The 24694-nt window shown below is 38.9% G+C and carries 15 protein-coding genes; all 15 read right to left on the bottom strand.

Annotation, left to right across the window (positions count from 1 at the left end; all coding sequences use genetic code 11):
- Nucleotides 1–2 precede the first annotated feature (2 nt).
- The 15 genes from EMK97_RS19265 to ubiH all read right to left on the bottom strand — a co-directional run bounded on the left by EMK97_RS19265 (nt 3) and on the right by ubiH (nt 24693).
- Nucleotides 3–1913: an McrB family protein gene (locus tag EMK97_RS19265; protein WP_130603917.1), complete on the bottom strand. Its 1911-nt coding sequence runs from the start codon at nt 1911–1913 to the stop codon at nt 3–5.
- 73 nt (nt 1914–1986) lie between these two features.
- On the bottom strand, nt 1987–2115 hold the full coding sequence (locus tag EMK97_RS19380) for a hypothetical protein (protein ID WP_281274933.1): 129 nt from the start codon (nt 2113–2115) through the stop codon (nt 1987–1989).
- Between the two features lie 2 nt (nt 2116–2117).
- A complete protein-coding gene (brxL, locus tag EMK97_RS16670) occupies nt 2118–4181 on the bottom strand; it encodes a BREX system Lon protease-like protein BrxL (RefSeq protein WP_130603916.1) in 2064 nt (687 codons plus the stop codon).
- A gap of 62 nt (nt 4182–4243) precedes the next feature.
- Nucleotides 4244–6826: a BREX-1 system phosphatase PglZ type A gene (gene pglZ, locus EMK97_RS16665; RefSeq protein WP_130603915.1), complete on the bottom strand. Its 2583-nt coding sequence runs from the start codon at nt 6824–6826 to the stop codon at nt 4244–4246.
- Between the two features lie 8 nt (nt 6827–6834).
- Nucleotides 6835–10332 (bottom strand): BREX-1 system adenine-specific DNA-methyltransferase PglX, encoded by a 3498-nt coding sequence (pglX, locus tag EMK97_RS16660; protein ID WP_130603914.1) that lies wholly within the window; start codon nt 10330–10332, stop codon nt 6835–6837.
- A gap of 50 nt (nt 10333–10382) precedes the next feature.
- Nucleotides 10383–13949, bottom strand: coding sequence for a BREX system P-loop protein BrxC (brxC, locus tag EMK97_RS16655; RefSeq protein WP_130603913.1), 3567 nt, complete (start codon nt 13947–13949; stop codon nt 10383–10385).
- A gap of 15 nt (nt 13950–13964) precedes the next feature.
- The gene (locus EMK97_RS16650; RefSeq protein WP_130603912.1) at nt 13965–14588 is read right to left on the bottom strand and encodes a DUF1788 domain-containing protein; all 624 of its coding nucleotides are present in this window, start codon (nt 14586–14588) and stop codon (nt 13965–13967) included.
- A gap of 1 nt (nt 14589) precedes the next feature.
- On the bottom strand, nt 14590–15171 hold the full coding sequence (locus EMK97_RS16645; RefSeq protein WP_130603911.1) for a DUF1819 family protein: 582 nt from the start codon (nt 15169–15171) through the stop codon (nt 14590–14592).
- Nucleotides 15168–15365 carry a helix-turn-helix domain-containing protein gene (locus EMK97_RS16640; RefSeq protein WP_010607323.1) on the bottom strand — a complete coding sequence of 66 codons (198 nt, stop codon included), beginning with the start codon at nt 15363–15365 and terminating at the stop codon, nt 15168–15170. Before EMK97_RS16640 ends, EMK97_RS16645 begins: the two co-directional genes overlap by 4 nt.
- 117 nt (nt 15366–15482) lie before the next feature.
- A complete protein-coding gene (locus EMK97_RS16635) occupies nt 15483–17006 on the bottom strand; it encodes a sigma-54 interaction domain-containing protein (protein ID WP_130603910.1) in 1524 nt (507 codons plus the stop codon).
- A gap of 195 nt (nt 17007–17201) precedes the next feature.
- Nucleotides 17202–20087: an aminomethyl-transferring glycine dehydrogenase gene (gene gcvP / locus EMK97_RS16630; RefSeq protein ID WP_130603909.1), complete on the bottom strand. Its 2886-nt coding sequence runs from the start codon at nt 20085–20087 to the stop codon at nt 17202–17204.
- A gap of 76 nt (nt 20088–20163) precedes the next feature.
- Nucleotides 20164–20553, bottom strand: a complete 390-nt coding sequence (gene gcvH, locus EMK97_RS16625) for a glycine cleavage system protein GcvH (RefSeq protein ID WP_130603908.1) — start codon at nt 20551–20553, stop codon at nt 20164–20166.
- A gap of 126 nt (nt 20554–20679) precedes the next feature.
- Complete coding sequence (gene gcvT / locus EMK97_RS16620) at nt 20680–21768, bottom strand: glycine cleavage system aminomethyltransferase GcvT (RefSeq protein ID WP_130603907.1); 1089 nt, start codon at nt 21766–21768, stop codon at nt 20680–20682.
- A gap of 358 nt (nt 21769–22126) precedes the next feature.
- Nucleotides 22127–23389, bottom strand: coding sequence for an FAD-dependent monooxygenase (locus EMK97_RS16615; RefSeq protein ID WP_130603906.1), 1263 nt, complete (start codon nt 23387–23389; stop codon nt 22127–22129).
- A gap of 59 nt (nt 23390–23448) precedes the next feature.
- Nucleotides 23449–24693 (bottom strand): 2-octaprenyl-6-methoxyphenyl hydroxylase, encoded by a 1245-nt coding sequence (gene ubiH / locus EMK97_RS16610; RefSeq protein ID WP_130603905.1) that lies wholly within the window; start codon nt 24691–24693, stop codon nt 23449–23451.
- Between the last annotated feature and the right edge of the window lies 1 nt (nt 24694).

Here is a 24694-nt window from a genome sequence, read left to right as displayed (position 1 = left end):
GCTTAATCTTCTTTTTGTGCTTTATAAATGCCTATGTATGCTTCCGGTTTATTCCATACATCATTATCAAAAGGCAAAAGCGTATAGCTTTTTTCTTCTTGTTGATAATTATTCAAACCGTGGTTATTGCCAAACAAGTTATCAAACGATTGTTTTTCTTCTCTTACAAATTGCAGCTCTTCGACTTTTTGGTTATCACCAAGTACTAATCGTATTTTATTCCAGTCTTCAAAAAAATACTCTTCTAGCAATGGAATTATTTTGTTTTTAAATACTGACTTTAGGGTTTCAAATGCTAGGTCCTGTTTGCCTACTAAATCTTTAGCAGGGATGAAAAAAGCATGACCAAGTGTATGCTCTCTATCATAAAGTACTTCAATGCGCTGATTCATTTTGCTAAGTAGCGCTTCCAAATCTATACCGTTAATTGACACCTCATGAAACAACTCAGGTCTAGGCATCATTTCGACAAAATCAAAGCGGCGACGAAGCGCTGTGTCCATCATTGCTAATGAGCGATCCGCCGTATTCATAGTTCCAATTAGATACAGATTTTCTGGAACACTAAACGGTTCACCTGAATTTGGCAAAACAACTTCTAATGCTTCATCTTGCTCCTCTCCAGACCTTTTCGATTCTTCTATTAAGGTAATCAATTCACCAAATATTTTTGAAATGTTACCCCTATTTATTTCATCGATCACAAGCACAAAGTTTTTAGCTTCACCTTGTTTCGGCGCTTCAAAATCATTTACCTTATATGTTTTTTTAATATGGTTAAGAATCGATTTAACATACGATGAATTATAAATTTTCTTAACACTTAACCCACGATATAACTTTCGTATATTATCAATTGAAACAGGGTATCCCTTTCCTAAATCTTCGTGTGATGTTGCTTCAGGGAACACTCTAAATGTAGTGTTGCCATGATATTGCACATCAAAATCATTTCCACGAAGTGTCTTTAGCGTAATGGTAGAGGTTTCTTCTAATTCGGATTTAAACAGCTCTATTGCTTGTTCTAGAGGATCATTATCTGGCTCAACCCCTTGGCGAGCATCTTCACAAATTTGCTTAAAAATACCGGGTTCAACATCATAAGAAATTTCTCCGTTATTTGAATTTGCTTTCAAGCCCTCTACAAACTCTTCGTAACCATAACTTTGATGGAACGTAACAAATCGAACTCTTTTTTCTTCTACTAATGAGTCATACTTTGCCTTCAGCTCTTTTCTTGAACTTGCATTGAAGTTAGGCTCCGCAGCTTTAACAGCAGCCTCAATAGTATGGTATGTTTTTCCAGTACCCGGTGGGCCATACAATATGGTGTTAAGGGAAATAGGGGTATCATCCATAGAATATTCTGCTGTAGGCTCATTTACCTGTTTTGACTGTTCAAGCATCTGCGCTACCTCATCATATCCTATTGAAAACTTATTTATTTCAGCTTCACTCCAATCCACTAATTCAGATATCGAACTAAATTTTTGTAAACCTTCGCTTGGAGGAAGAATACTCACGATCCCAGAACCAGCGTAGTCATCTCCACGAATAGCTAGATATTTTTCTCTAAGATCTTTTTTAGCATTTACCGTATCAATTTTTACAGCAAAACCATCCGTTGCAATACCTACCGTATATGCCAAATGTTCTGGGGAGTTTTTACTTGGGTATATTTTTGCCCAGTTGTAAGAAAAAAAATTCCCCCCCTGATTAACTGGGCTTTTTCTAATTTTTACCGTTCCAGATGGGAACATTTTTTTCTGTAGTGCTTTAGCCCACCGCTCAGTTATAGCGTATGCATCTTTTAATTGCGGGTAATCTTGTTTTTGATCTATGTTTTCAGGATTACTTTTTTTGCCTTGCCACTTATTCAGCAAATTAAAATGTTCTTGAGTGAAAAAATCCATGTGTTCAATCCAAATTTCAAAATTTTCGTGTCACTGACTTTTTAATATCAAAAGCCTTAAGCTCACAGTATTGTTAAAGGCGTTTGCTTAATACTTCTTCGTTGCGCATAATGAAACCATCATTCACTTCCGAAAAGCGCTCGTCTAAACCAATACCCCAGAAAACCGCACCAAGCCGACTAATGATATATATACCTGACAATTCTAATCGACTTTAATATAAGTCACTTCGAATGCTTTTACGGCTCGATGAGTTTGCAAGCGGGTAGATAAACTAAAAGCATCATTAGAGTCATATTGCTGAAATATATCTAATCCTCTGTCGAGTGATATCTTCCAACCATGATCGGTAACAATATGGCGAGCATGTTGAGTTCCTGAGTTATCAAATGAATACGCAAACTTTATCCCAACCGAGAACATCGTACTTTGGATCTGTTCGAAAAAGTCTCGCTGAGCTTCACCTTTTGACTCATCTTCAACGGTTACTAGGCTAACGACAACTTCTTCACCTTCCTCTTTTAATTTCACTATCGTTTCAAGCAATTCCATTAGATTTTTAGCCTGATAGAACAATCTAATATAAGGGTCGGTGATCGTTATATGTTTAGCGCCTTTCAAATATGGCCCGAAAAGCTTGTCATAACTCACACCACGTTGATTTTCAGCATACGTTACATGATGTTCTTTTAATTCAGAAACTGGTTCAGACACAGGCTTTGATGGCTGTGGCACTGAACTGACATCTACTGGTTCAATATCAGGCTCTGGCATACCAATATCCGACACTTCACCAACAGTTTGACTAAAGTAATTAGGATATTGACGTTCTTCTAGGGTTTGAACAGGCAATTCTTGTCCAGCTTTATTGCTATATGCAAAATTAACGTCTGCATAGGTACTGTCTATTCGGAACAACTGATCTTTAACTCGTTTACGACCTTCCATTGCAAACTTAAGGATCTCTTCAATTTCTGCTTCTGTTGCTCCGCCTTGCGGGAACAATATTTTCATCAAACCGCTGAACGTTTTATGTATCGCATCCCTGTCACGGGTTGAAATTTGAGATGAAAGTTTGAAGTATTCTTGGTATTGATCTGAGTAATCTTGGTTTCTTAAATGACGCAAAACCTCCGCCAAATAATCCACTACAAAGCCATATCCGCTAGAGAACATTTCACCACGGATAATGTCAACTTCCCAGCCCGGAATATAGAAATGAAGACGGTCTAAAAATGCCGAGTCGTAGAACTTTTCAGGCAAGGCATCAAATAGGTCGGAATGCTTCAACATGTACGGCAAGCTGTGCTCAGTATTACCCACAAAAGCCATAGATGCATCAGCGCCTAAGGTTTCGACACCACGAGAGAACGACTTGTTCGCCATGTAGTTTTTCATGATATCAACGAGCGCTTTGTCTACTCGCTTTTGCTTACCAGCAAATTCATCAAAAGCGACGGTATCCCAGTATCCAACTAGGCCCAATTTACCACTGGAGTTATTAACAAATAGTTTTGGAACAGTAACTTCACCACCAGAAATCAAAATACCATGTGGAGAAAATTCCGAATAAATATGTGATTTACCCGTACCTTTGGGACCAAGCTCAATTAAGTTATAGTTACGTTCACAAAAGGGGATCAAGCGAACTAGCTGGGTAAGTTTACTTCTTCGACCAAAAAACTCTGGATTAAAACCAATGCTTTGTACCAGTACGTCAATCCATTCATCTAAATCAAACTTGTTTCTAGCAGTGATATAACCATCGTAATCAAAGTGAGACATTTGGATGGGCTTAATGGTACTTAAAATCCAAGGACTGGCATCTTTATCTTCAGTATGGTCGTATTCGATATCGGCGATAACCCATACGCCACCCACCAACAATTTCGGGTGTTTTTTTACCGTGCCAGAATCTATCAGAACCTTTTTAATACCAAGATTCGAGAACTCCGTCTCATAAACATCTTTCTTGTCATTAAGTGACACACTCACTTTGTCAATTACTTTATGGCGACCTTTCTCACGAATGGTAGAGCGAATTAATCCTGCCTCATTACGATGCACATAATGCTTAGCTAAAATTTCTTTAACCGTTTGTATACCTGACTCAATGCTTGCCTCATCACTTGTCGCACAATACTGACCAAGCAAGTATTCAAGTACATAAGATGGAACAATAGCGTTACCTTTTACGGTTTTTACCAAGTCTTTTCTAACGACAAGACCTGCAAATTCATCACATATTTTTTGGTTAAGTTCATTCATTCTTTAGTCCCAAATTTAGTTGTTAAAGTCCCTTTCAACTTTATTATTCTTCGTCAGCTATCTTAAAAATCGAAATCAGATGTAAAAGAGCGCTTAATGGTATAGCGCAACTGTTTGTATTCTTCCCACTGGTTTGTTCCAGCAACTGGCTCTTCTAACTTTAAGATAACTTCTTGATTGTTAGCCGAATCCGCTTCTTGGTTTAGTAAGAATCGTAACTTCATCTCACGTTCACGCGCATTTTCAGAAGTTAAATCTACATCCACCGTATGGCTATCTGAAATCAGCTTGCCTGATTCGGTATAAATACCTAAACGTAACTTTCTAGGTTGGATTTTGTCAGTCACTGCTTCAACTTGATAAAGAGTAACCGCTATCTGCCCACTCGTAATGACGCTAGAGCCGCTGCGCAATACTTCAACCTCAACCATTGTGATATCACTAGAGCGCTTTTTATTAATACTGATGATAGGAATAATGGTCTCTTGAAGTGAGGCTCCACCATGCACAAAACGACTGCCAGAGCCGCTTAGTCGCATGCGTTGAATTCCTTTTGGAATAACCGCATGTACATCACCAGTTACGCCCAATTGCTCTGGTGTAAAGGTTTTAAATGATTTACCAGCGCTAAGTTTTTTACCTAAAACAAAACGTCTATCGTTATAAACGATTTCGCCTTCAACATTCTTCGCTGAATAATCGCTGTCATCTAACGCACTATTTTGATAAATAAAGCCGTGATCGGCGGTAATCACTAGGTTGTTAGCATTAGCATTAGCTAATTTTTTAATTAGCTTAATTAAATCATCGAAAGTTTTTTCAGCCGCTTCAAACGCTTCACCTTCCGATTGCATTTTATCGCCAGCATGATCAATTCGATTATGGTAAATATACAAAACGTCATTTGCCTTCAACAGCTCTCTACTGTTGGTCTGATTCATCTCCAACAACTCTTTAGCCTGAATCGCACTAGCCCGTTCACCATGAATGGTCTTTAGCACCTTATCCCGGTTATCAGTACCTTGGGTTGATAGCTCTCCCATAAATACGGTGCCTTTGCTATCAGCCAAGCGCAGTGGATACTCTTTTGATTGTGGTAACAACGAGGCCATACCTAATTGCGTATAGCTAGGTAAAGACGACAAAGCGTGGTTTAGCTTTGCTTCATAACGGTCTTCTTGCCTAATTCGGCTTACCATTTCTTCACCAGCTTCATATCTGAATGCGTCAGATATGATCACACAAACCTTTTTATTTTTGTTTAGGTAGTTAGTCTCAACATATTTATTGAAGAATCGGCTTTGTGGATCAACACCGCTAACCTGCCATTTATCCATATCATTAACATGTTGTTGCCAGCCATTAGTTAATGGCTGTACATAGTTATTGATATATAAATTTTCTATTTGCTCTGTCAGCGAGCTAAGCAGCGAGTGTTGTGACGATGCTTTTAACGCATAGATGTATTTGCGATATAACTGATCTAACTTAAACCATTGGCGTGTGTAACTTTGAACCGCTTCAGAAGCCGATGACATATCAAGTTGAGTCGTGTCTAACAATGCAAAGAACTGGCTTGCTACATCAACTGCATCGTACAATAACTCAAAATCTTTATACCAGTGCCCTTGTCGTCGCTGACGACACCATAGCGCTACTTCACCTTGTGATAAGGTTCTTTTTGCAACGCCATTAACCAATTCATGGATTACTTTCTTATCAATGACTCTAAAGTAATCCAGATCCAGTACATCTTTCAGTGAGCGATGCTGAAGGTCATCTTCAATTTTCATTGAATTTGAACATTGCTCAGACAACCACTCAAACGTTTCTTGGTGAGTTCTACTGTCTTTCCACCGTTTAAAAAATACTAGAGCGTTATTAGTCATGTTTTGCAATTTAGCTGCATCCGAGTCCTGACTGACCCCCTGCAAACCACTTGGTAGCTCAGCACAATAACAATACTTAAACAGCTCAAATACAAAGTCCATTACTGATGGGCTATCACTCTGATAACCATAAAGATTATTCACCTGCTCCCATAAAAAATGATGCAAGTTGCAACGCTCAATAAACTTATAAGTTTTACCTTCGGCTTTTTCAGCAATCAAACGTTCAAGGGCAACGTCTAAACGCACATCCCCTTTTTGCTTTATGCCCGTTGCTATTGCCAACATTTTCAACCTAACGCGACTTAAAGTATCGTCACTTTCTATTGAGGTTTTTAATGTGGCTCTTCGTTCTTCAGCCCTTGAAGCCGCCTCTCTTGATTTACCTTCAGGCTCAAAAAAAGCAGCATGCTGCTGAACAATTTCAGCAAACTCACTCGGCAGCTCTAATTCACTTAACCAAATCGCATTTTGATCTGTTTTAAATATGGTATTCGCTAACTCTATGTCGTATAACCAATTCTTAACTGGCTCTGGCTGACTCCCTTCTTTGTATACTAAGAATCTTGATTTAGGGTCATCACGCAACAAAGTGTGCTTGAGTGAAAACTCATTGTTGTTAATTTCAACTTTTTTAACGTCTTCAAGCTCAAGCCTTTCAAAGTCATTACGCAATTCTTGCTTATCGTCGTACCAAAATACGATTCTGTGTTTTGTAAATAATCGCGCTAAGGCGTTGGAAATTCTTGATGCCATACTGCCTCTTACGATAATCCTGTTATTTTCTTAAGCGCTTTACCAAATAATGGGTAGTTATGTTTAACACCATCATCTAGGTCGATTTCAATTTTTTCACCAGCCAGTGGATACAAAACGTCATGCTCGTAGTCATTAATTTCTTCAAGCACTTTGTTAATTTTGCTAATTGCTTTGATCGCGTTGGTCTTATCTTTTTGGCTAGCAGAAGCACTGATTTCAACTTGCTCATAGCTTTCTTTGCGTGCTTCTAGTTTGGTTCTGAATTCACGTAAATAATCGTTAAGCACAATACTTACCGTATCTGGTTGATAACGATGCATATAAATCAAAGCGTTGAACGAGCCTTTAGGACTAGAGAACATCCAATATATCGGGCGTTTTTTATAACGTTTAACATGATCAGCATAGAAATCTTTAACAAAGTATTTCCTGATGTCTTTACCTATCGCATCTTCAATAAATGCTAAATTTTCAGCAAAGTTTTCTTCACCGAATGTAACCTTTAGGAATTCCTTAAAACGCTCGCTGATATCATCTTCGAACCAATCACCTTCAAAATCTATGATGGGGATTACGTTGTCTGCATCAGGGATGAAAGAGGAGGAAGGAACCTTAGTTAAATAATCTTCAAGAGTTTCATTTTGAGTTCCAAGTATCAAACCTTCTTTATCAATTGAATATCTTCCAAACATACAGCCAACAGCATAAGATATGAATTCAAATATTGATTTTTCACGATGTAAGGAATCTAAATCATCAGCTTTCACATTAAAAGTGAATTCAGGGTTGGCGTAAATTGATACATTTTCTGGGTCTACATCAGGTGAAATCATTCGCCCCAAATCATATAACTCAATAAACATTTGGTTGATTTCAAACTCGATTTTTAAAAGTCTTTCGTATTTCTCATTTGCGTGCTTTTTTGTTTCTTCATAGGAGCTGCGCAGCGAGTTGAATCCGCACTTCAATATTGGATTCCACTTAAAATCTCTCGATGTTTCATAACTATCCCAATCTTCTTGTGAAATAGATATAGCTTCTCTGGACAACTCAATAATTTTTGGAGTAAATCTACTATCTTCTAATAATGGGAGGGATAAAATTTGTCCCAATTTGAAATCCGCTGTAGGAGAAAGCATTCCCAGCAAATAGGAAGCAACAGAACTATTTAGAAACGCCTCAACATAGAACAAATCATGATTTCCAAGTGTGAACCCCATTGGACCCTTAGCATCAAACTTGTAACCTCCATCGACGTGTCTGACTGAAAAGCCTCCATTCGTTAACCCCGACCAAGTAAAACCCTTTCTGAATGCGTACTTTCCATTATAATTGTGGGATCTAACACGTCCTGTTCTTTCATCAATATTATTTTTGACATCGAATCCATCATCAAACCAGTCTACTACCAAGTCTGAGTTTCCAGCCCACTTTCTATACGAACCGCCCTTAACATAAGGAAACCATCTTTTTCGAGACTTTATTGCATCTTCTTCATCTGAAATACCTAGTCCGATGTTATTGAAACTTATTTCGTGCCATTCTCTTAAAAAACGATCATTATCCGCTGTAGCAAGCCCTTCTCTTGTTTCAAAATAATCCGAGATACTCTTTTGTAAAAATAGACTTCTAACTTTATCGTCAGCCCAATAAACAATAGGACTTTCTGGAAGCGATTTAATATCAAATATTGACGCTGTGGATTTTCGGCAAAACTCTTTAGGCTTATCACCGTCCATATTGTTCATACCAACAAAAGAATATTGCCCAAGCTTGTGCTCGTTATAAGAATGTTTAAAAACACTAGCACTTGTCCCGAAAGCAATACCCATAACCATATTCCCTAGGTGGGCTAAACATTCGATATGTGATGATAAAAATAACTCTTGTCTGAACTTTGAATACCTCTGAGTAAACATCCAACTCTGCATTGTAACCAAAGCAGCATAACAATTTCTTTTTGTTAGATTTAGTGAACGAATGATAAAAGCTGCATACATATCACTTTTACCAACACTATAATTGTCTCCTAGCCACTTATTCATTCTAGGGTTCATCCCTTTATTACCTAAATAAGGAGGGTTAGCTATAACTGCGTGATAAATTGGAGATAAATACTTGACTTGCTCTAATATTTTTAAAATAGATTCATGGGTTCCTTTTAAAAAGAGGTCAATTTGAGCATCTTTTGATTCAAGTTTTTCTAGTAATGCTGCTGGTTCTTTCAATGTAGGTTGAATCAATGAACCAAAGTTATCCGCTTCTTCAAACTCTTTAAGCGTTGCTCGAACATCAGCCGTGAATAAGTCTTTACCCGCAAACTCGATGTACTCTTCTAGGTCAGTTTCATTAATTTTAACTTTTTCTAATCGGCAAATATTAGGCTTAATTGGATTACGGAAAAAGCGTCTTCTGTTGTTACTGTCATCAAACGGATTACCTTTCATGGCCTTCATGCTAAGGGCGAATGCTGCAAGCTCAGCAGCTCGCTCATCAATCTCAATGCCGTATAAGTTCTTAGTTAAAATTAACTCTGGAATATCTACAGGGTCGTAGTTTGCATCAAGATAGATGGCATAAAGTAAATCATAAGCATAGGTAAGCATATGCCCAGAGCCAGCAGCTGGGTCGCATATTTTTAACTCTTCTGGGCTAGAGATTTTGAGAAAGTCCTGTTCTTCCTCAACTGGCTTTATGTAGTACTCCATTTGCTCAATCAATTTTGAGCTTGGATTATTCAACATCCATAAACGACCAAGCGAGTTTTCTACTAAGTACTTAACAATCCAATGCGGTGTAAATAACTGAGTGGCCGCCGGGATATTCTCTGGTGTAATCTTTTTGTTTTTCTTTAAACCCTCAAATACCTGATCTTTCTTTTCTGAAATGTAGAATTGATATAACCAGCCAATAGATTCAACGGACTCACAATTCTCAGGTGTCATTGCCTCTCGTGTGTAGGCAAGTATTGAATTACCTGATAATAAATCTTCAGGCATAAGAAGTTCCGTGTAATCTTGGATACGCTCAAATAAATAGGGCATTAATCGATGGTAATCATTACATACACCGACAATAATTAAGCGATAGGCTTCTGCCTGTCCGTCTCGGCTTGGAATAGCCCCCGATAACAAGCCTCGGATCTTGTCACTGGTCTTAGCATCAAAAACAGAATCATCCAAATGCCCAGCTTTCGCTTCAGCTAAAATTTCAGGCTGGAACTGACCTGCAATTGGCGATACCACCATAATACGGTTGTATTGATTTGCATCCATAAATCTAAGCGCACAAAAACGGTTAAACCATGTATATGCTACTTGTTCAATAAGCTGCTGATCATCTCCGAACTCTTTTTGTTTAGCTTCGAGTGCTTTTACCGCCTGAGGATGTTCACGCCTTGCTGCACTATCTTCAGCTAAGACTAACTTTAATTTGCTTTGCACTTGTTCAATCAGGCTTCTACGAGCGTATTGAGCAAATTTTTTTAATTTTGAAGTATCCATAAAAACCTTGTTTTTTTAATTTGGTAACATTGCCTATTAGCACTTATTTCTTATATCTGTATGTGCTTTCCTGACTTTATTGCTGCCAACAATGCTTTTTTATATTCTGCAACATACCCATCAACATCATCTTCTGTAGACAACCAAGGTTTGTTATATTCGACTCGTATCTGCTTTGCAGATACGCTCTGGATCTCAGGTTTCGCAGGCTCTTTTACACCCGGTACAACATCAGAAGCTCCGCCATTGGGTTCACTTCCTGTTGCATCATTATTGCCGTTTGGTTTAGAAGGCTCGCTTGTTGGTGGTATAGGCTGAGACCACGCCATCATTTTTTGCACTAACTGAGAATATGTATGTTCTTCGAAGCGACGAGCATCGTCTCGGATCATGGCGATTAAAGATTGCTGTTTTATCTTATCTGTAATACGTTGAAACTCAGCTAATAACTGCTGCTGTTGACTACTATCCAAATTTATAAATTCATTGAAGCCTTGTAATTGTGACTTCATCAAATCTATTTGTTCTAATGCTTGAGTTCTTTCTTCTTCAACCTTTTCGGTGATCTTACTTGCAAGTAGTTCAGAATCAGCTTTCAATTGCTGAATAGCACTTCCTTTGTATATGTTCACGTTGACTAATGCATCTTTAATTTTTTGAAGTTCATCGCCTTCTACATATTCACTATTGGCTGACTGATCTGTGATTAGCTTTCTTGCGTTATCATAAGTTGCTTTTTGAGGGCCATTCATGAATTTAGTCATAGGTTCGATGGTTTTCTCTTTATAGTCGAACCAAGTATCTTCTTGTTGAGCCAACTCTGTCATAAACCATGTATAAGGCTTTGACTTTAGCTCACCTAATTTTTCTATGATTTCTGCAAGCGCCCTTAAAAATGGGTACTGTGCTGCTTGCGCTTTCAGTTTGTCGAGCGTTATAGCTTGAGCTGAAAACGACTCTTGTACTTCTTTGGCTATCGCTTTCGCCTCAGTAGCAAGGAGTGGCTTTTCAAAATAATCTTGAGAGAAGTCTCTAACTGCTCTTATTTGCGATGGCGTAAATTCCACTTGCGGGTCAAGAATAAGGTTGGCATGTGTCGCCATATTTCTTAACGCTTTAACAAGCTCACCGTCATCTAACAAATTGGTTGATTCACGAACTTCAACTTTGCCTCTTGCACACAGGTGAGCGAGGTTGCAAAGGATTGCAGCGAATGACCATCCGTAAGATTTGCGTTCGAACTTGTCGATTAATGACTTAACCGTTGTTCTTACACCACCACGACTATTACTTTGAATAAATGAAAACATTTCTTGTTGTGCTTCGGGTAATTGAGTGTCGTCACTAAATAGTCCCTGATCACCTTTCTTAATAATGTCCGCGATATCGTTTTCATTAAATACTATATCTCGCAACATTTTGAGATTTGGGTAAGTGTGTTTAATTAACTCCCCAAATGCTTTTACCATTTTGTTCTGACCGTCTTCCCCGGACAATTCAACTTCTTTACCCGCAACAAAATACTTTGCCGAACCAACTAACTTTGATGTTAATGTTTTAAGTTGGTTATAACGCTCAACATTTTGAATGCCTTTTTCAGTCAAAATTCGTTTAATCGTATCTTGCTGAGTCGCCTTAGTTTCATGGGCTACATATTTTTCAGTCTGTTTATAAAGCACCAAGTCACTAACAAGTCTTGCACTCTCTGGAAGTACAATTCTTAACTCATCATTGAATAAGGTATCTGACTTATGCTTCTCAAATGCATCTCTATGATCGTGGAAAGATGTGATCACATTGATCGCTAGCTCACTTTCACGACCAGATAGCTTATCGTCTAATTTTCGACTAAAAGGATAATCTTGTTTGTTGTCTTCCCAGCGAATTTTTCGTGTTTTTAACACCCCATCGTAAATCAGTTTCTCTAGCTCAGCGGCAACAACATCGGAATCGATTTCCGTATTCTTTATTTCTTTTTCGATGTCTTGTTCTTCGTCCGTTAAATACTCAAACAAATCACCGTTACGTTGAATGTAAGTTTCTTTTTCAAGTAGGTTTAGAGCTTCTTCTACTTCAAGTTTTAACGAAGGTATGTCACGTGAGAAGCTATCATGCATTAAGACACATAAGTTTCTGATGGTTGGTTTAAACTCTTTAACGTACTTAACCAGAAACAGCGCTTTTAATAGTCTGACTGCAAAATCACTGTCTAAATTGTTTTCAGCTTTAAGAATAGATTGTTGGTTCGCCGTTTTTAAAGCAGTTCTGATCCCCTCAAACATCAGATCAAATGTCGCTAATTCTCCAAGTTCATGCTCCTGAATAGTAATGGCTACTTCTTGGAAAACCTTTAACATTGAGCGCTCACCGACTGAGCTACTTTTACCCTCAAATGCTGAATGAGAAGATAAGTTTTGAATTGCAGATTGGAATAACCCAAATTGATATGGGATAAATGGGTAGCTTTGTAAAAAGTGCTCTCTGTCTCGAAAATTTCGATATGACTGGGAACCATCGGCAAAATCAAATAACGTTTTGAAGTTATTTTCCTGAACATGGTAAAGGTCAGAAAGCACAGGAATAAATGCATCTTTCTTTTCAAGTAATCGGCGTTGAATAACGTCAGCTACATCTTGGCTAGTTAGTTTCATCCGGTTGGCAAAGCGAGCCTGAATTTTAGTAAAGTCGTTCTCACTCTGTTGATCTACTTCACCGATCACTGTAGCCATGTCTTCTTGCGCAGTAACAATAACCCAAGCTTGGCCTTTACATTTAGTCGCGAGACTTTCTGCTACCGTTTGTAGATTTGTCATTAACTTGGTATTGCCAGCAATATATTGACCTACTTCATCCACAAAAAAGTTTAACCTGAAGCCTTCTTCCTGTTGTTCTATATAACTTTGAACCTGCTCAGCAAAATCTTCTATTGAAAGTCTGTAATCATCGCGGTACTTATCTAAAATTCCCGTTACTGATTGGCCTGACACTTGGTTATATGCTTTATCTACCGCATCAGCCATTCGTTTAGCTCTAGCTCGGCCTTTATCCCACTCCATACCGCTAGTAGATTTAAAAATCGCTTTAAAATCTTCTAATAAGCCATCATCTTTTAGTTCTCTTTCGAATTGGGCGATATAGGCTTGCTTCCCATAGAAGCCACAATGTTCGTCAAAAACCTTCACGAATACAGCAATTAACGCGTCCAACTCGGTTTTACTAATAACATCCGCTTTCTGGTCAATATTGAAAAGGATACTTTCAGAGGGGATAGCAACGGCACGCTTAAGGTCATTCGCAAAAATTCCCCCTTCGTTCAAAGGGCGCTTTTCTAAAAAGATTTCTAATGGGGAAATGCCCTCAATTGGATTATTTTCTAATAACAACGCTAGCATTTTTAAAAGGTGAGATTTACCTGAACCGAAAAAGCCCGAAACCCAAACACCATTAGCGCCATTGTAATTAAGGTAAGCGTCCAGAAAAATGTCGAGTCGTTTTGCAACTTCATCCGTAATAACGTATTCATCTAGTTCTAGATATAGCGCAACATCGTCATCGGCTTTGATAACACCTTCAATTGGCCTATCGACTTTCTTTGCGAATAATTCAGATAATTTCATAATGCAGCTTAATCCTTATATAGCGCGATCTAAAATGTTAAATGCTCTGTAGTATTTATCGTCTTCTAATGTGCCAAACAATATTAGCGACGTGCCTTTTTCTACAGAGTGTTTGTATTGACCGGGGTAAAACATTAGGGTTGGTTTGTCTTTGGCTTTTATTTGTAGGTTCTCTAACAGATTGCTTGATCTGATATATGGGTAGACTTCACCAACACCCGTGATTATTAATATGTCAAAATCGATTTCTGACATTTTTTTAACAATTGCAGGGATTAATACCGTTTTAGTATCAATGATCCCCTGAATCTCTTCTTTTAATTCTTGTTTGGTCATGGTCGACTCATTTTCGAGTAACCATTCCCAATCGCCTTCTTCTTTTAATATTTCTACAACAATGTCGTATAAATTGACTTCCAATGTCTTTACTTGAGCATCAGTTAGGTAGTTGCTAACTTGCTTCACTAGCAAATTAACTTGGCTTTGTAATGACGGTTCAAAAGGACAAATGTGAAAAGGAATATCACCATTCAGACCTTCCATATTTGTGAATGCCTGACTAGAGAGAACATCAGTTAAGTGCGTGTATGCTTCATTAAAATTTAATTTGGTTAGCACACTATTAAACTTCCCTGCCATATTAAACGTACTCTCCCGGAAATAGTCTCAAATCATCGATATTGTTTTGTGAAATTAACTCTCTCAACTTTGGCGATAACTGCTGGTGTAATATTTCTTTTTCTTTTGTGATCAGTCCACACTCAACCAGCATTTTGAACATTATTTGTTGAGACTTATAACGAGATTTTTGCGTTATATTGTCAAGGTTACTGTGCCATTCTGCCTTAGCATTAAGAAAAGCATCATAGTCTTCGGAATAAAGCTGATAACGGCTTCTGTCGTAGTATTCAGACAATACTTCAACCGCAAACTGATAAGTAAATGGGTATTGTCGGCAAATCGCGAGCCACACTAAATGTTTAACGTCAGCATCAGACTCAATCATCAACGCCAATTCTTCGTCAGTAAGGTTCTTTAATCTCTTTGAAACTTCACCATAAATTGTTTTTAAGGTGCTGTCGGTTCGTGACTGAAGCAGGTTGTTACTAATCACTTCATCACGAACTTGAGTCCAATCTTTAAATTTATTGTACTCTTCGGCAATAATTAAGTTTTCGTGGATCATTGCAGGACGCAGTGTTAGAGATAGCTTGTCACTCATCTACTATCTCCTTCAGAAGACTCTGAGGCACTTCCACTTCTTACCCACTCGTCTACTTCATTTGCTTTGAATTTCCAAAATCGTCCAATTCGGTGTGCTGGCAATCCTTTTTTTTCACGCCAAGCGTAAACAGTGTCTTTGCTAACACCCAAGTGAGTTGCTATTTCCTCAACTGAAAGCCATCTTTCGGTCATTATTTAAGCCATATTAAAATTAGATTATTGCTAATCCTAATATCGCACGTAACCTGTTAACTGTAAACATGGTTTAAACCGATTTGGTATGATTTGATAGGATTTAAAAAGATTTTATTAAGCCTTTTTACCTTGCCTCTTTTTGGGGAGTTCTATTTTTAACTTGTTTAATAATGTATCTAAGTTTTGATGAACACCAAGCCCTAACATTTTTGCAGTTTTGACTTTTGCATTTCCTGTGGCCTTTAATGCCGCAGTTACATACGCTCGCTCAATGTCCTCTTTGATTTTGTTTAGGTCAACAACATCACCTAGCGAAAGATGCACATCTAAATTGTTATCTTTTTTTGTTCTTTGTATTAAAGAAGCAATAATATCCTGCTCTGTAATTTCAACGTTATTTGACAAAAGAAGTGCTCGGTTCAATGTACTCCATAGTTCTCTTACGTTACCTCGCCACGGTTGTGATCGAATAAACTGCATCGCTTTAGTTGAAATGCTTTTGGCTTTGTAATTCTTATATTTACTTGCTGTTGAATTGATTTCGTTTACAAGAGCTTCAGTTAGTGGCTCGATGTCTTCCATTCTATTTCTTAAAGCAGGAATTTCTATCACTCCAACTGCTAAGCGATAAAATAAATCTTCCCTAAACTCTCCATTCGCAACCATTTCAGATAGATCACGATGAGTTGCCGCTATAACCCTAACATCAACGTTTGTCGATTTGTCATCACCGACACGTGTTACTTCACCTTGTTGCAGTGCCCTTAACAACTTTACTTGAGCATCTGGTGTCAACTCACCGACTTCGTCTAAAAATAAAGTGCCGCCATCTGCCTGTTCAAATAATCCAGAATGATCTTTTACAGCGCCAGTAAACGCACCTTTAACATGCCCAAAAAGTATAGAGTCAACTAAGTTTTCAGGTAGAGCGCCACAGTTAACTGTTTTAATAGGCTTTGATGATCTATTACTTGCTTTATGAATGGCGTTTGAAATAACTTCTTTACCAGTACCTGTCTCACCAAGGACCAATACGGGCAAATCCAACTCTGCTAATTTTTCAGCCTTTTCAATAACCGATTTCATTTGGTTTGATGTCGCTGTGATATCTTTAAATGCCTTGCTTTGGACAGGTAAGGCAGATGCTTTTGATGAAATTGACCTTGCAACGGATGCGTCATATTCAGCAACAAAGTTAAAAGGAATGTCGTCTATAAATATTTCACCGCCTTCTCTAGATTGACAAAAGTTAGTGTTGTTTTTCCCTTTACCTAGGATAACGCTCACAGCCGACATTGCTGGAGTTCCAGATGATAAATTTATATATAAACTTTCACTATCTGCTGATAATTTATTTATCCACTTTTGCGAAACATCAGAAATTGATTTGTAGTCTATCGGGCTAGCAATTCTAACTCTGTTAATTGATACGTCTTCATATGGACGATGTGCTATTGCTAATTTTTTCTTGAGCCAGTTTTCATAATCGATCCAATCTTCGTCCCAAGAATTGGCAACGATTACAATTTTATCAAACGGCTGAGCCATTTTTAGAGCTATAACAGAAATAGGACCGCTAACATCCTTTTTCATGTTATTGATATCAGTTTTGCCCAGCCAAGAGTATAGAATATTCACTGTTTACACTTTTTCTTGATTATTATGTAAATAATCTTACATGTTCTATTATTTTTTTACATAAAAAAAGGTGAGCTAATTTGCTCACCTTTTAAATATTCAGACAATCTGATCTAACTAGTTTCCATGTACATTTGCGGTTTCCAAGTACATTTGTTCAGTTTCCAATTAGATCTGTCGTGATCAACCAGTTATCTAGTCTTTATAAGTATCCGTTGCAGGACAAGAACAAATCAAGTTACGGTCACCGTACACATCATCGATACGGTTAACTGTTGGCCAGAATTTGTTTTCAGCAACTGCTGCTACTGGGTAAACTGCTTCTTTAATTGAGTAAGCACGGTTCCACTCAGAAGTCACATCAGCCATAGTGTGAGGAGCATTGTGTAACGGGTTATCATCAGCTGTCCACTCACCCTTTTCTACTTTGTTGATTTCTTCACGAATGCATACCATAGCTTCGATGAAACGATCGATTTCAACTTTGCTTTCAGATTCCGTTGGCTCAATCATTAACGTGCCAGCTACTGGGAATGACATAGTTGGCGCGTGGAAACCGTAGTCCATTAAACGCTTAGCTACGTCCATCTCGGTAACGCCAGAAGATTCTTTAAGCGGGCGTAAATCAACAATACACTCGTGGGCAACACGACCGTTAGCACCTGTGTATAAAATTGGGTAGTGCTCGCTTAATTTCTTCGCTAAGTAGTTTGCGTTTGTAATCGCGTACTTAGTTGAATCAGTAACACCTTGCTTACCTAGCATTGCACAATATAGGTAAGAAATACATAAAATACCCGCACTACCAAATGGAGCGGCTGATACGGCGCCGTTACCTTGAGTGCTTTCACTTACGTTGATTAACGCGTGATCTGGTAAGAATGGTGCTAAGTGCGACTTAACGCCAATAGGACCCATACCTGGACCACCACCACCGTGTGGAATAGCAAAAGTTTTATGTAGGTTTAAGTGAGAAACGTCAGCACCAATGTGACCTGGTGACGTTAAACCAACTTGTGCGTTCATGTTTGCGCCATCAAGGTAAACTTGACCGCCATTGTCATGAATGATGTTACAGATTTCAGCAATGGTCTTCTCGTAAACACCGTGCGTTGATGGATACGTGATCATGATACAAGATAAGCTATCGCGTAACTCTTCAGCTTTCGCTTTCAAGTCAGCCATATCAACGTTACCTTCTTTGTCACAATCAACAACCACAACCTTCATACCAACCATCATGGCTGATGCTGGGTTAGTACCGTGTGCAGACGCTGGTATTAAACAAATGTTACGGTGACCTTCACCACGGCTTTCATGGTACTTGTGAATTGCGATAAGACCTGCATATTCACCTTGTGCACCTGAGTTAGGTTGCATTGAGATGTTGTCGTAACCTGTTAATTCAACTAACCAATCACCTAATTCAGTAATCATCTCTTTGTAACCAACAGCTTGGTCAACTGGCGCGAATGGGTGCATGTTAGCAAATTCCGGCCATGATACTGGGATCATTTGTGCCGTTGCATTTAACTTCATGGTACAAGAGCCAAGAGAAATCATTGAGTGATTCAATGCTAAATCTTTGTTCTCTAGTTTTTTGATGTAACGTAGCATCTCAGTTTCACTGTGATACGAGTTAAATACAGGATGCGTTAAAATTTCAGATTCACGTACTAATGAAGCAGGAATTGACGAGTGACCACAATCGGTGATTTGCTTATCAAGTGCTGCTACGTCTAAACCGTGACCTTCACCTAATAACACATCAAATAAGGTTGCTACATTTTCACGTGTGGTTGTTTCATCTAATGACACTGAAATTTGACCATCAACGTCAGTACGTAAGTTAAGGTTAGCTGCTAAAGCACGAGCAACGATTTCTTCTTTGTTATCAAGGTTAAAGGTTAAGGTATCAAAGTAGTTAGCATGAAGTGCAGTTAAGCCTTTTGTTGCTGTACCTAAGCATAAAATGTCAGTTAAACGGTGAATGCGGTTAGCAATGGTTTTTAAGCCTTGTGGGCCATGGTAAACCGCGTAAAACGCTGCCATGTTTGCTAGCAATACTTGCGCTGTACAAATATTTGAGTTGGCTTTTTCACGACGAATGTGTTGCTCACGCGTTTGCATTGCCATACGAAGTGCTGGGTTATCACGCGTATCTTTTGATACACCGATAATACGACCAGGTAAAGAGCGCTTGTACTTGTCTGAAGTTGTAAAGAATGCTGCGTGTGGACCACCGTACCCCATAGGTACACCAAAGCGTTGGCTTGAACCAATTACTGCATCAGCACCTAACTCGCCCGGCGCTTTTAACATCACTAAGCTCATAATGTCTGCTGCAACGGCAACAATGGCTTTTTTCTCGTGAATTTTAGCGATTAAATCACTGATGTCTTTTACTTCACCGGTTGCGCTTGGGTATTGTAAAAGTGCACCAAAAATATCGTGATCCGCAGCTTCTTCAGCTGGTGCTACGATAGTGTCAAAACCAAACATCTCTGCACGTTGTTTTACCACGTCAATAGTTTGTGGGTAAACATCTGATGAGATAAAGAAAAGGTTAGATTTTTTATTTTTAGCTACACGCTTAGCAAGTGCCATAGCTTCAGCGGCTGCAGTACCTTCATCAAGTAATGAGGCTGACGCTAGGTCTAAACCTGTTAGGTCTAAACACATTTGTTGGTAGTTTAATAATGACTCTAAACGACCTTGAGCAATTTCTGGTTGATACGGCGTATAAGCAGTATACCAACCTGGGTTTTCCAATACATTACGTAAAATTACGTTCGGCGTTAACGTACCGTAGTAACCAAGACCAATGTATGTGTCGTTCACCTTGTTTTTGCTAGCAACAGCTTTTAAATCAGCCAATGCTTGCACTTCAGTTTTGCTTTCACCTATGTTTGGTAATTGTGATAAGCGAATATCGCTTGGTACAATTTCATCGATAAGTGCGTCTACTGACTCAGCACCAATGTCATTTAACATGGCTTGAGTTTGTGCTTCATCTGGACCGATATGGCGACGAATAAAATCTTGTTTTTGCTCTAAAGCGTCTAATGATTGAGTAGTCATAAAACAGTTTACCTAAAAATAAAAAAGAAAGCCCCGAACTTGAGTTCAGGGCTTTTAACACTTTGTTAATTAACGATTAGTCTTCGTCGATTGAGTTGGCATAACCTTCAGCATCAAGTAAGTCATCTAACTCACCCGCGTCATCAAGTTTAACTTTAAATAACCAACCGTCACCAAAGGCATCAGAGTTAACTAGCTCTGGTGAGTCTTCTAATTCTTCGTTTACTTCAATAACTTCACCTGATACTGGTGCATAAACGTCTGAAGCCGCTTTTACTGACTCAGCAACACATACGTCATCACCTGTGCTTACTGTATCGCCAACTTCTGGTAGCTCAACAAAAACCATGTCACCTAAAAGGCCTTGAGCATGCTCTGTAATACCAACAGTAACTGTACCGTCACCTTCGTTGCGAACCCACTCGTGTGATGTAGCATATTTTAATTCAGAAGGAATGTTGCTCATTTTTATGTTCCTATTTTTAATTATATTAAATTCATTTAAAGGTCAAAAACTAACCATAGTATATACTTGCTTTTCGTCAAAGGTATATGACAAAAATGTAATACAAATCAAGTAATGGTGAAAAAATTAAAATACTTTTTTACCGTTACGAACAAAGCTAGGTTTAGTTACCGTAACCTTAACTAATTTCTTACGCATTTCTACTTCTACTGTGTCACCCACTTTTACGCTACGTGGTACACGAGCTAAAGCAACACTGTGTTCTAATGTTGGCGAGAAAGTACCTGAGGTGATTTCACCATCACCAAATTCTGTTACCACACGTTGGTGTGAACGTAATACGCCTTTCTCTTCAAGTACTAAACCAACCAGCTTAGGTTGATCGCCAGCAGCACGTTGTGCAGCTAATACTTCACGACCAATAAAATTACGTTCTTCTGGCTCCCAGCTAATAGTCCAAGCCATGTTCGCAGCAAGTGGTGATACGCTTTCATCCATATCTAAACCGTAAAGGTTCATACCCGCTTCTAAACGTAAAGTATCACGAGCACCTAAACCACAAGGGCGTACACCTGCGTCTAACAATTTTTGCCAGAAATCTTCTGCTGCGCTATCTGGTACGATAATTTCGTAACCGTCTTCACCTGTGTAACCTGTTGTTGCGATAAATAAGTCGCCAACTTGTACACCGTAGAATGGCTTCATATCTGCTACCGCTTCTTTTTCTGCATCCGTTAATAAGGTGGCAACCTTAGCTTTTGCTTGTGGGCCTTGCACCGCTAACATACCAAACTCAGGACGCTCAGTAATAGTGATATCAAAACCTTCAGACTGCTTAGACATCCAAGCTAAATCTTTTTCACGCGTTGCTGAGTTAACCACTAAGCGGTAGTCAGTTTCAGTGAAGAAATAAATGATCAGATCGTCAATTACACCACCTTCTTCATTACACATACCTGTGTAAAGTGCTTTACCTGGTGTGGCTAACTTTTCTACATCGTTGATCACTAAACGACGTAAAAATGCTTTGGCATCGCTACCTTGCACATCAACAATAGTCATATGTGAAACGTCGAACATACCAGCATCGGTACGTACCGCATGGTGCTCTTCAATTTGTGAGCCATAGTTAATTGGCATATCCCAGCCGTAAAAATCAACCATTTTGGCGCCAGCTTCTAAGTGTTTTGCATGTAGTACGGTTTTATTAGTCATGTGTTTCACCTAATTTTGTGATGCATTAATTGTTTCGCTAATCAATAAAGGTAGATGCGATAAAAACAATCAACAACTGTAATTGACAAAGTGGCCTAATTATATCTGCCGCCAGTTGTTCATTCAACAGAAAAAGCCATAATTAAAAAATATAAAACTGACTTATATCAAATAACAGAATTTTATTTTTTTAAATCCTGTTTTTTAAAATTTTTCACTGTTAACAGTATTTTTTTACGCGACAAGATCAAATAAAGCGCAGTGCCATCAAAAAATGAGATTTCACTGCGCTTTATTATTTAGCGAATTTAATGAATTTTTATGCGTTAACAAACAATTAAACTGACTACATGGTCAGCTATTTTTTACTGTAAGCAAGGCTTGGCAAACCATCTTTTAAGCCCAGCGCTTGAGCAATAAGGTGCTTCTTAGCAAACGGTAGCTGGTTAATAATATTCATGCCTAAGCCTCGAAGTACTTTAAAGCCCTCTTGTTGAGGGGTAAAAGCCTGCTTAATCGCTGCCATCGCCGTGATCATTTCACTCGCCTCTGCTTTTCGCCAACGGGCAAAGGCTTTGAGTGCTTTCACATCATATAAGCTATCTGACTCTGCTACTGCATCTACTAATTCAGGTTGCAGTGTTTGCGCTAAAGCAGCGGCATCAAGCAAACCTAAATTCACCCCTTGCCCAGCTAATGGATGAATGGTATGAGCGGCATCGCCAACTAAAATAACACGCTCTTTAACAAAATCTTGTGCTAAACGCATGGTTAATGGATAAGCTGCACGCTCGCTCATTAATGAGATTGCCCCTAATTTACCATCGCTTGCTGCGGTCAGCTCTTTAGCAAAATCATCAGCATCTAGTTCAAGTAAGCGCTTGGCATCATAGGGCGCTGTGGAGTAAACAATCGAGCATAAGTCTTCACCGTCATGTTTACTTGCTAAAGGAAGAAAGGCTAATGGCCCTGTTGGTAAAAACACTTGCCATGCGGTATTTTGATGCCCTTGAGGACACTTGACCGTAGCAACAATGGCGTGATGATCATAATCTTGAAACACCATAGCCATATCCATTTGCTTTCTCACCCAAGAGTTTGCGCCATCTGCGCCAACAACCAGCTTAGCCATAATCGGTTGGCTGTTATTCTCAAAGCTAGCAAAAACTTCACTATCACCTACCGCTAAATTAGCTAATTTACTTTCAGTGAAAAAGCTAATGCCTTCATCTTGTTGTGCTTGCTGCCATAAAGCATTACGAATAACACTATTTTCAATAATCCAACCAAGTTGCTGGCCTTGGGCTTTATCTGTTGGAAAACTATCAACATCTTGGTGAGAGAAATCTAACTTACCAACACCAGCTTTATCCCAAACATGCATATGCTGATAGCCTTGCAAGCGACTCGCTTCAATCGCAGACCATACGCCTAGGTTTTCAAAAATCGCTTTACTGGCTAGGTTAATGGCGCTAACTCTGATCTCTGGCTGCTCAGGCAAATCTGTTACAGGTAAGGTATCGACTATGGCAACGGTTAGCTTGTTCGTTTTACGCAATGATAAAGCTAAGGTTAAGCCGACCATGCCACCACCAACAATTAAGACATCAAACTTTTGCATTTTTAAACTCTTTCACTTTATTAATGACACCGATGAGATTGCTATTAATAGCCCTGATTTTAATAACCCATAGTTTTCTTTACTAAGGCATTTTTAAATGGCGATAATGCGCCAAGCATTTGCAAGCCGATATTGCGGCCAACTACCAATGGCGGTAAATCATTAGCAAACAATCTAACCAGAGAGTCTGTTAACCAAATCACCTCTTGTTGATCTTTGCTGCGTAATTGCTGGTATTTCTGTAGCAAAGCGAAACTGCCAACATCATCGCTATTAAGCATATCGGCATTTAGCTGCTCAGCGATTAAGCTCGCCATATCTGCCACATCACGAAGCCCCAAATTAAATCCCTGACCAGCTATAGGATGAATAGTATGTGAGGAGTTACCAACTAACGCCATACGATGATACGTTTGTTGTTTGGCTTGCAATAACACTAAGGGATAGACATCACGTTTGCCAACATGCAGTATTTGCCCTAACCACAAACCAAAAGCCGACTCTAGCTCACGTTTAAAGTCATCATCAGATAAAGCTTGAATTCGCTCAGCTTCATCAGGTGTCATAGTCCACACTAACGAGCAACGCCCTTGACCAACAGCCTGCGCTTTACTTTGTGGTAAAGGCAGCATAGCGATTGGCCCTTGATTACTAAAACGCTCATAGGCTTTATGTAGATGAGGTTTTTGCGTGGCGACATTGGCAATTAAAGCAACTTGCTGATAATCATCAAAACTTACCTCAATATTGGCACGCTCGCGACAAGGTGATTTAACGCCATCACAAGCCAGTAAGAGTTTTCCTTGCAAACAAGTACCTGATTGCAAGGCAACATCAACGTGTTGTTCTTGCCAATTGATATCTTCAATTTTATCCGGATTAAACCAATGCACGTTAGTTTTATTGGCAAGCACTTTAAGTAGCCCCCTGCCAATCAGTGCCATATCAATAACATAACCTAAGGCATTAACATGATACTCTGCCGCAGAAAGCCTAGCCTTAGCAAAGTGACCGCGATCGGATATATCAATATCAGCAATCGCACAAGCATCTTGTTGTAGATGCTGCCACACGCTAAGTTTTTCAAGATAACGAGCACTGCCATGAGATAAAGCTAAAACCCTATCATCAAACAAGGGCGCGTGCTGACCTTGGTTATCGCTTTTAGGATTAGCTTCTATGATGGCAATAGCTAATTTACTGCCATCAGATTTAACTAACTCGGATAAGCTTAATGCCATTAAGCTACCCGATAAGCCGCCACCGGAAATAACGACATCAAACTGTTGCGCTGACTGTTCCATT

Origin of the sequence: Litorilituus sediminis, assembly GCF_004295665.1 — a bacterium.
GTDB classification, from domain to species: Bacteria; Pseudomonadota; Gammaproteobacteria; order Enterobacterales; family Alteromonadaceae; genus Colwellia; species Colwellia sediminis.
The sequence above is the reverse complement of the archived record's forward strand: the minus strand, read 5'-3'. Positions and strand labels throughout refer to the sequence as shown.

What these genes read in the sequence shown, in the direction of transcription:
- EMK97_RS16615 (WP_130603906.1), bottom strand. Translation starts at nt 23,389, where the DNA reads ATGCAAAAGTTTGATGTCTTAATTGTTGGTGGTGGCATGGTCGGCTTA.
- EMK97_RS16650 (WP_130603912.1), bottom strand. Translation starts at nt 14,588, where the DNA reads ATGGCAGGGAAGTTTAATAGTGTGCTAACCAAATTAAATTTTAATGAA.
- EMK97_RS19265 (WP_130603917.1), bottom strand. Translation starts at nt 1,913, where the DNA reads ATGGATTTTTTCACTCAAGAACATTTTAATTTGCTGAATAAGTGGCAA.
- EMK97_RS16645 (WP_130603911.1), bottom strand. Translation starts at nt 15,171, where the DNA reads ATGAGTGACAAGCTATCTCTAACACTGCGTCCTGCAATGATCCACGAA.
- pglZ (WP_130603915.1), bottom strand. Translation starts at nt 6,826, where the DNA reads ATGGCATCAAGAATTTCCAACGCCTTAGCGCGATTATTTACAAAACAC.
- gcvH (WP_130603908.1), bottom strand. Translation starts at nt 20,553, where the DNA reads ATGAGCAACATTCCTTCTGAATTAAAATATGCTACATCACACGAGTGG.
- pglX (WP_130603914.1), bottom strand. Translation starts at nt 10,332, where the DNA reads ATGGATACTTCAAAATTAAAAAAATTTGCTCAATACGCTCGTAGAAGC.
- gcvP (WP_130603909.1), bottom strand. Translation starts at nt 20,087, where the DNA reads ATGACTACTCAATCATTAGACGCTTTAGAGCAAAAACAAGATTTTATT.
- ubiH (WP_130603905.1), bottom strand. Translation starts at nt 24,693, where the DNA reads ATGGAACAGTCAGCGCAACAGTTTGATGTCGTTATTTCCGGTGGCGGC.
- brxC (WP_130603913.1), bottom strand. Translation starts at nt 13,949, where the DNA reads ATGAAATTATCTGAATTATTCGCAAAGAAAGTCGATAGGCCAATTGAA.
- brxL (WP_130603916.1), bottom strand. Translation starts at nt 4,181, where the DNA reads ATGAATGAACTTAACCAAAAAATATGTGATGAATTTGCAGGTCTTGTC.
- EMK97_RS16640 (WP_010607323.1), bottom strand. Translation starts at nt 15,365, where the DNA reads ATGACCGAAAGATGGCTTTCAGTTGAGGAAATAGCAACTCACTTGGGT.
- gcvT (WP_130603907.1), bottom strand. Translation starts at nt 21,768, where the DNA reads ATGACTAATAAAACCGTACTACATGCAAAACACTTAGAAGCTGGCGCC.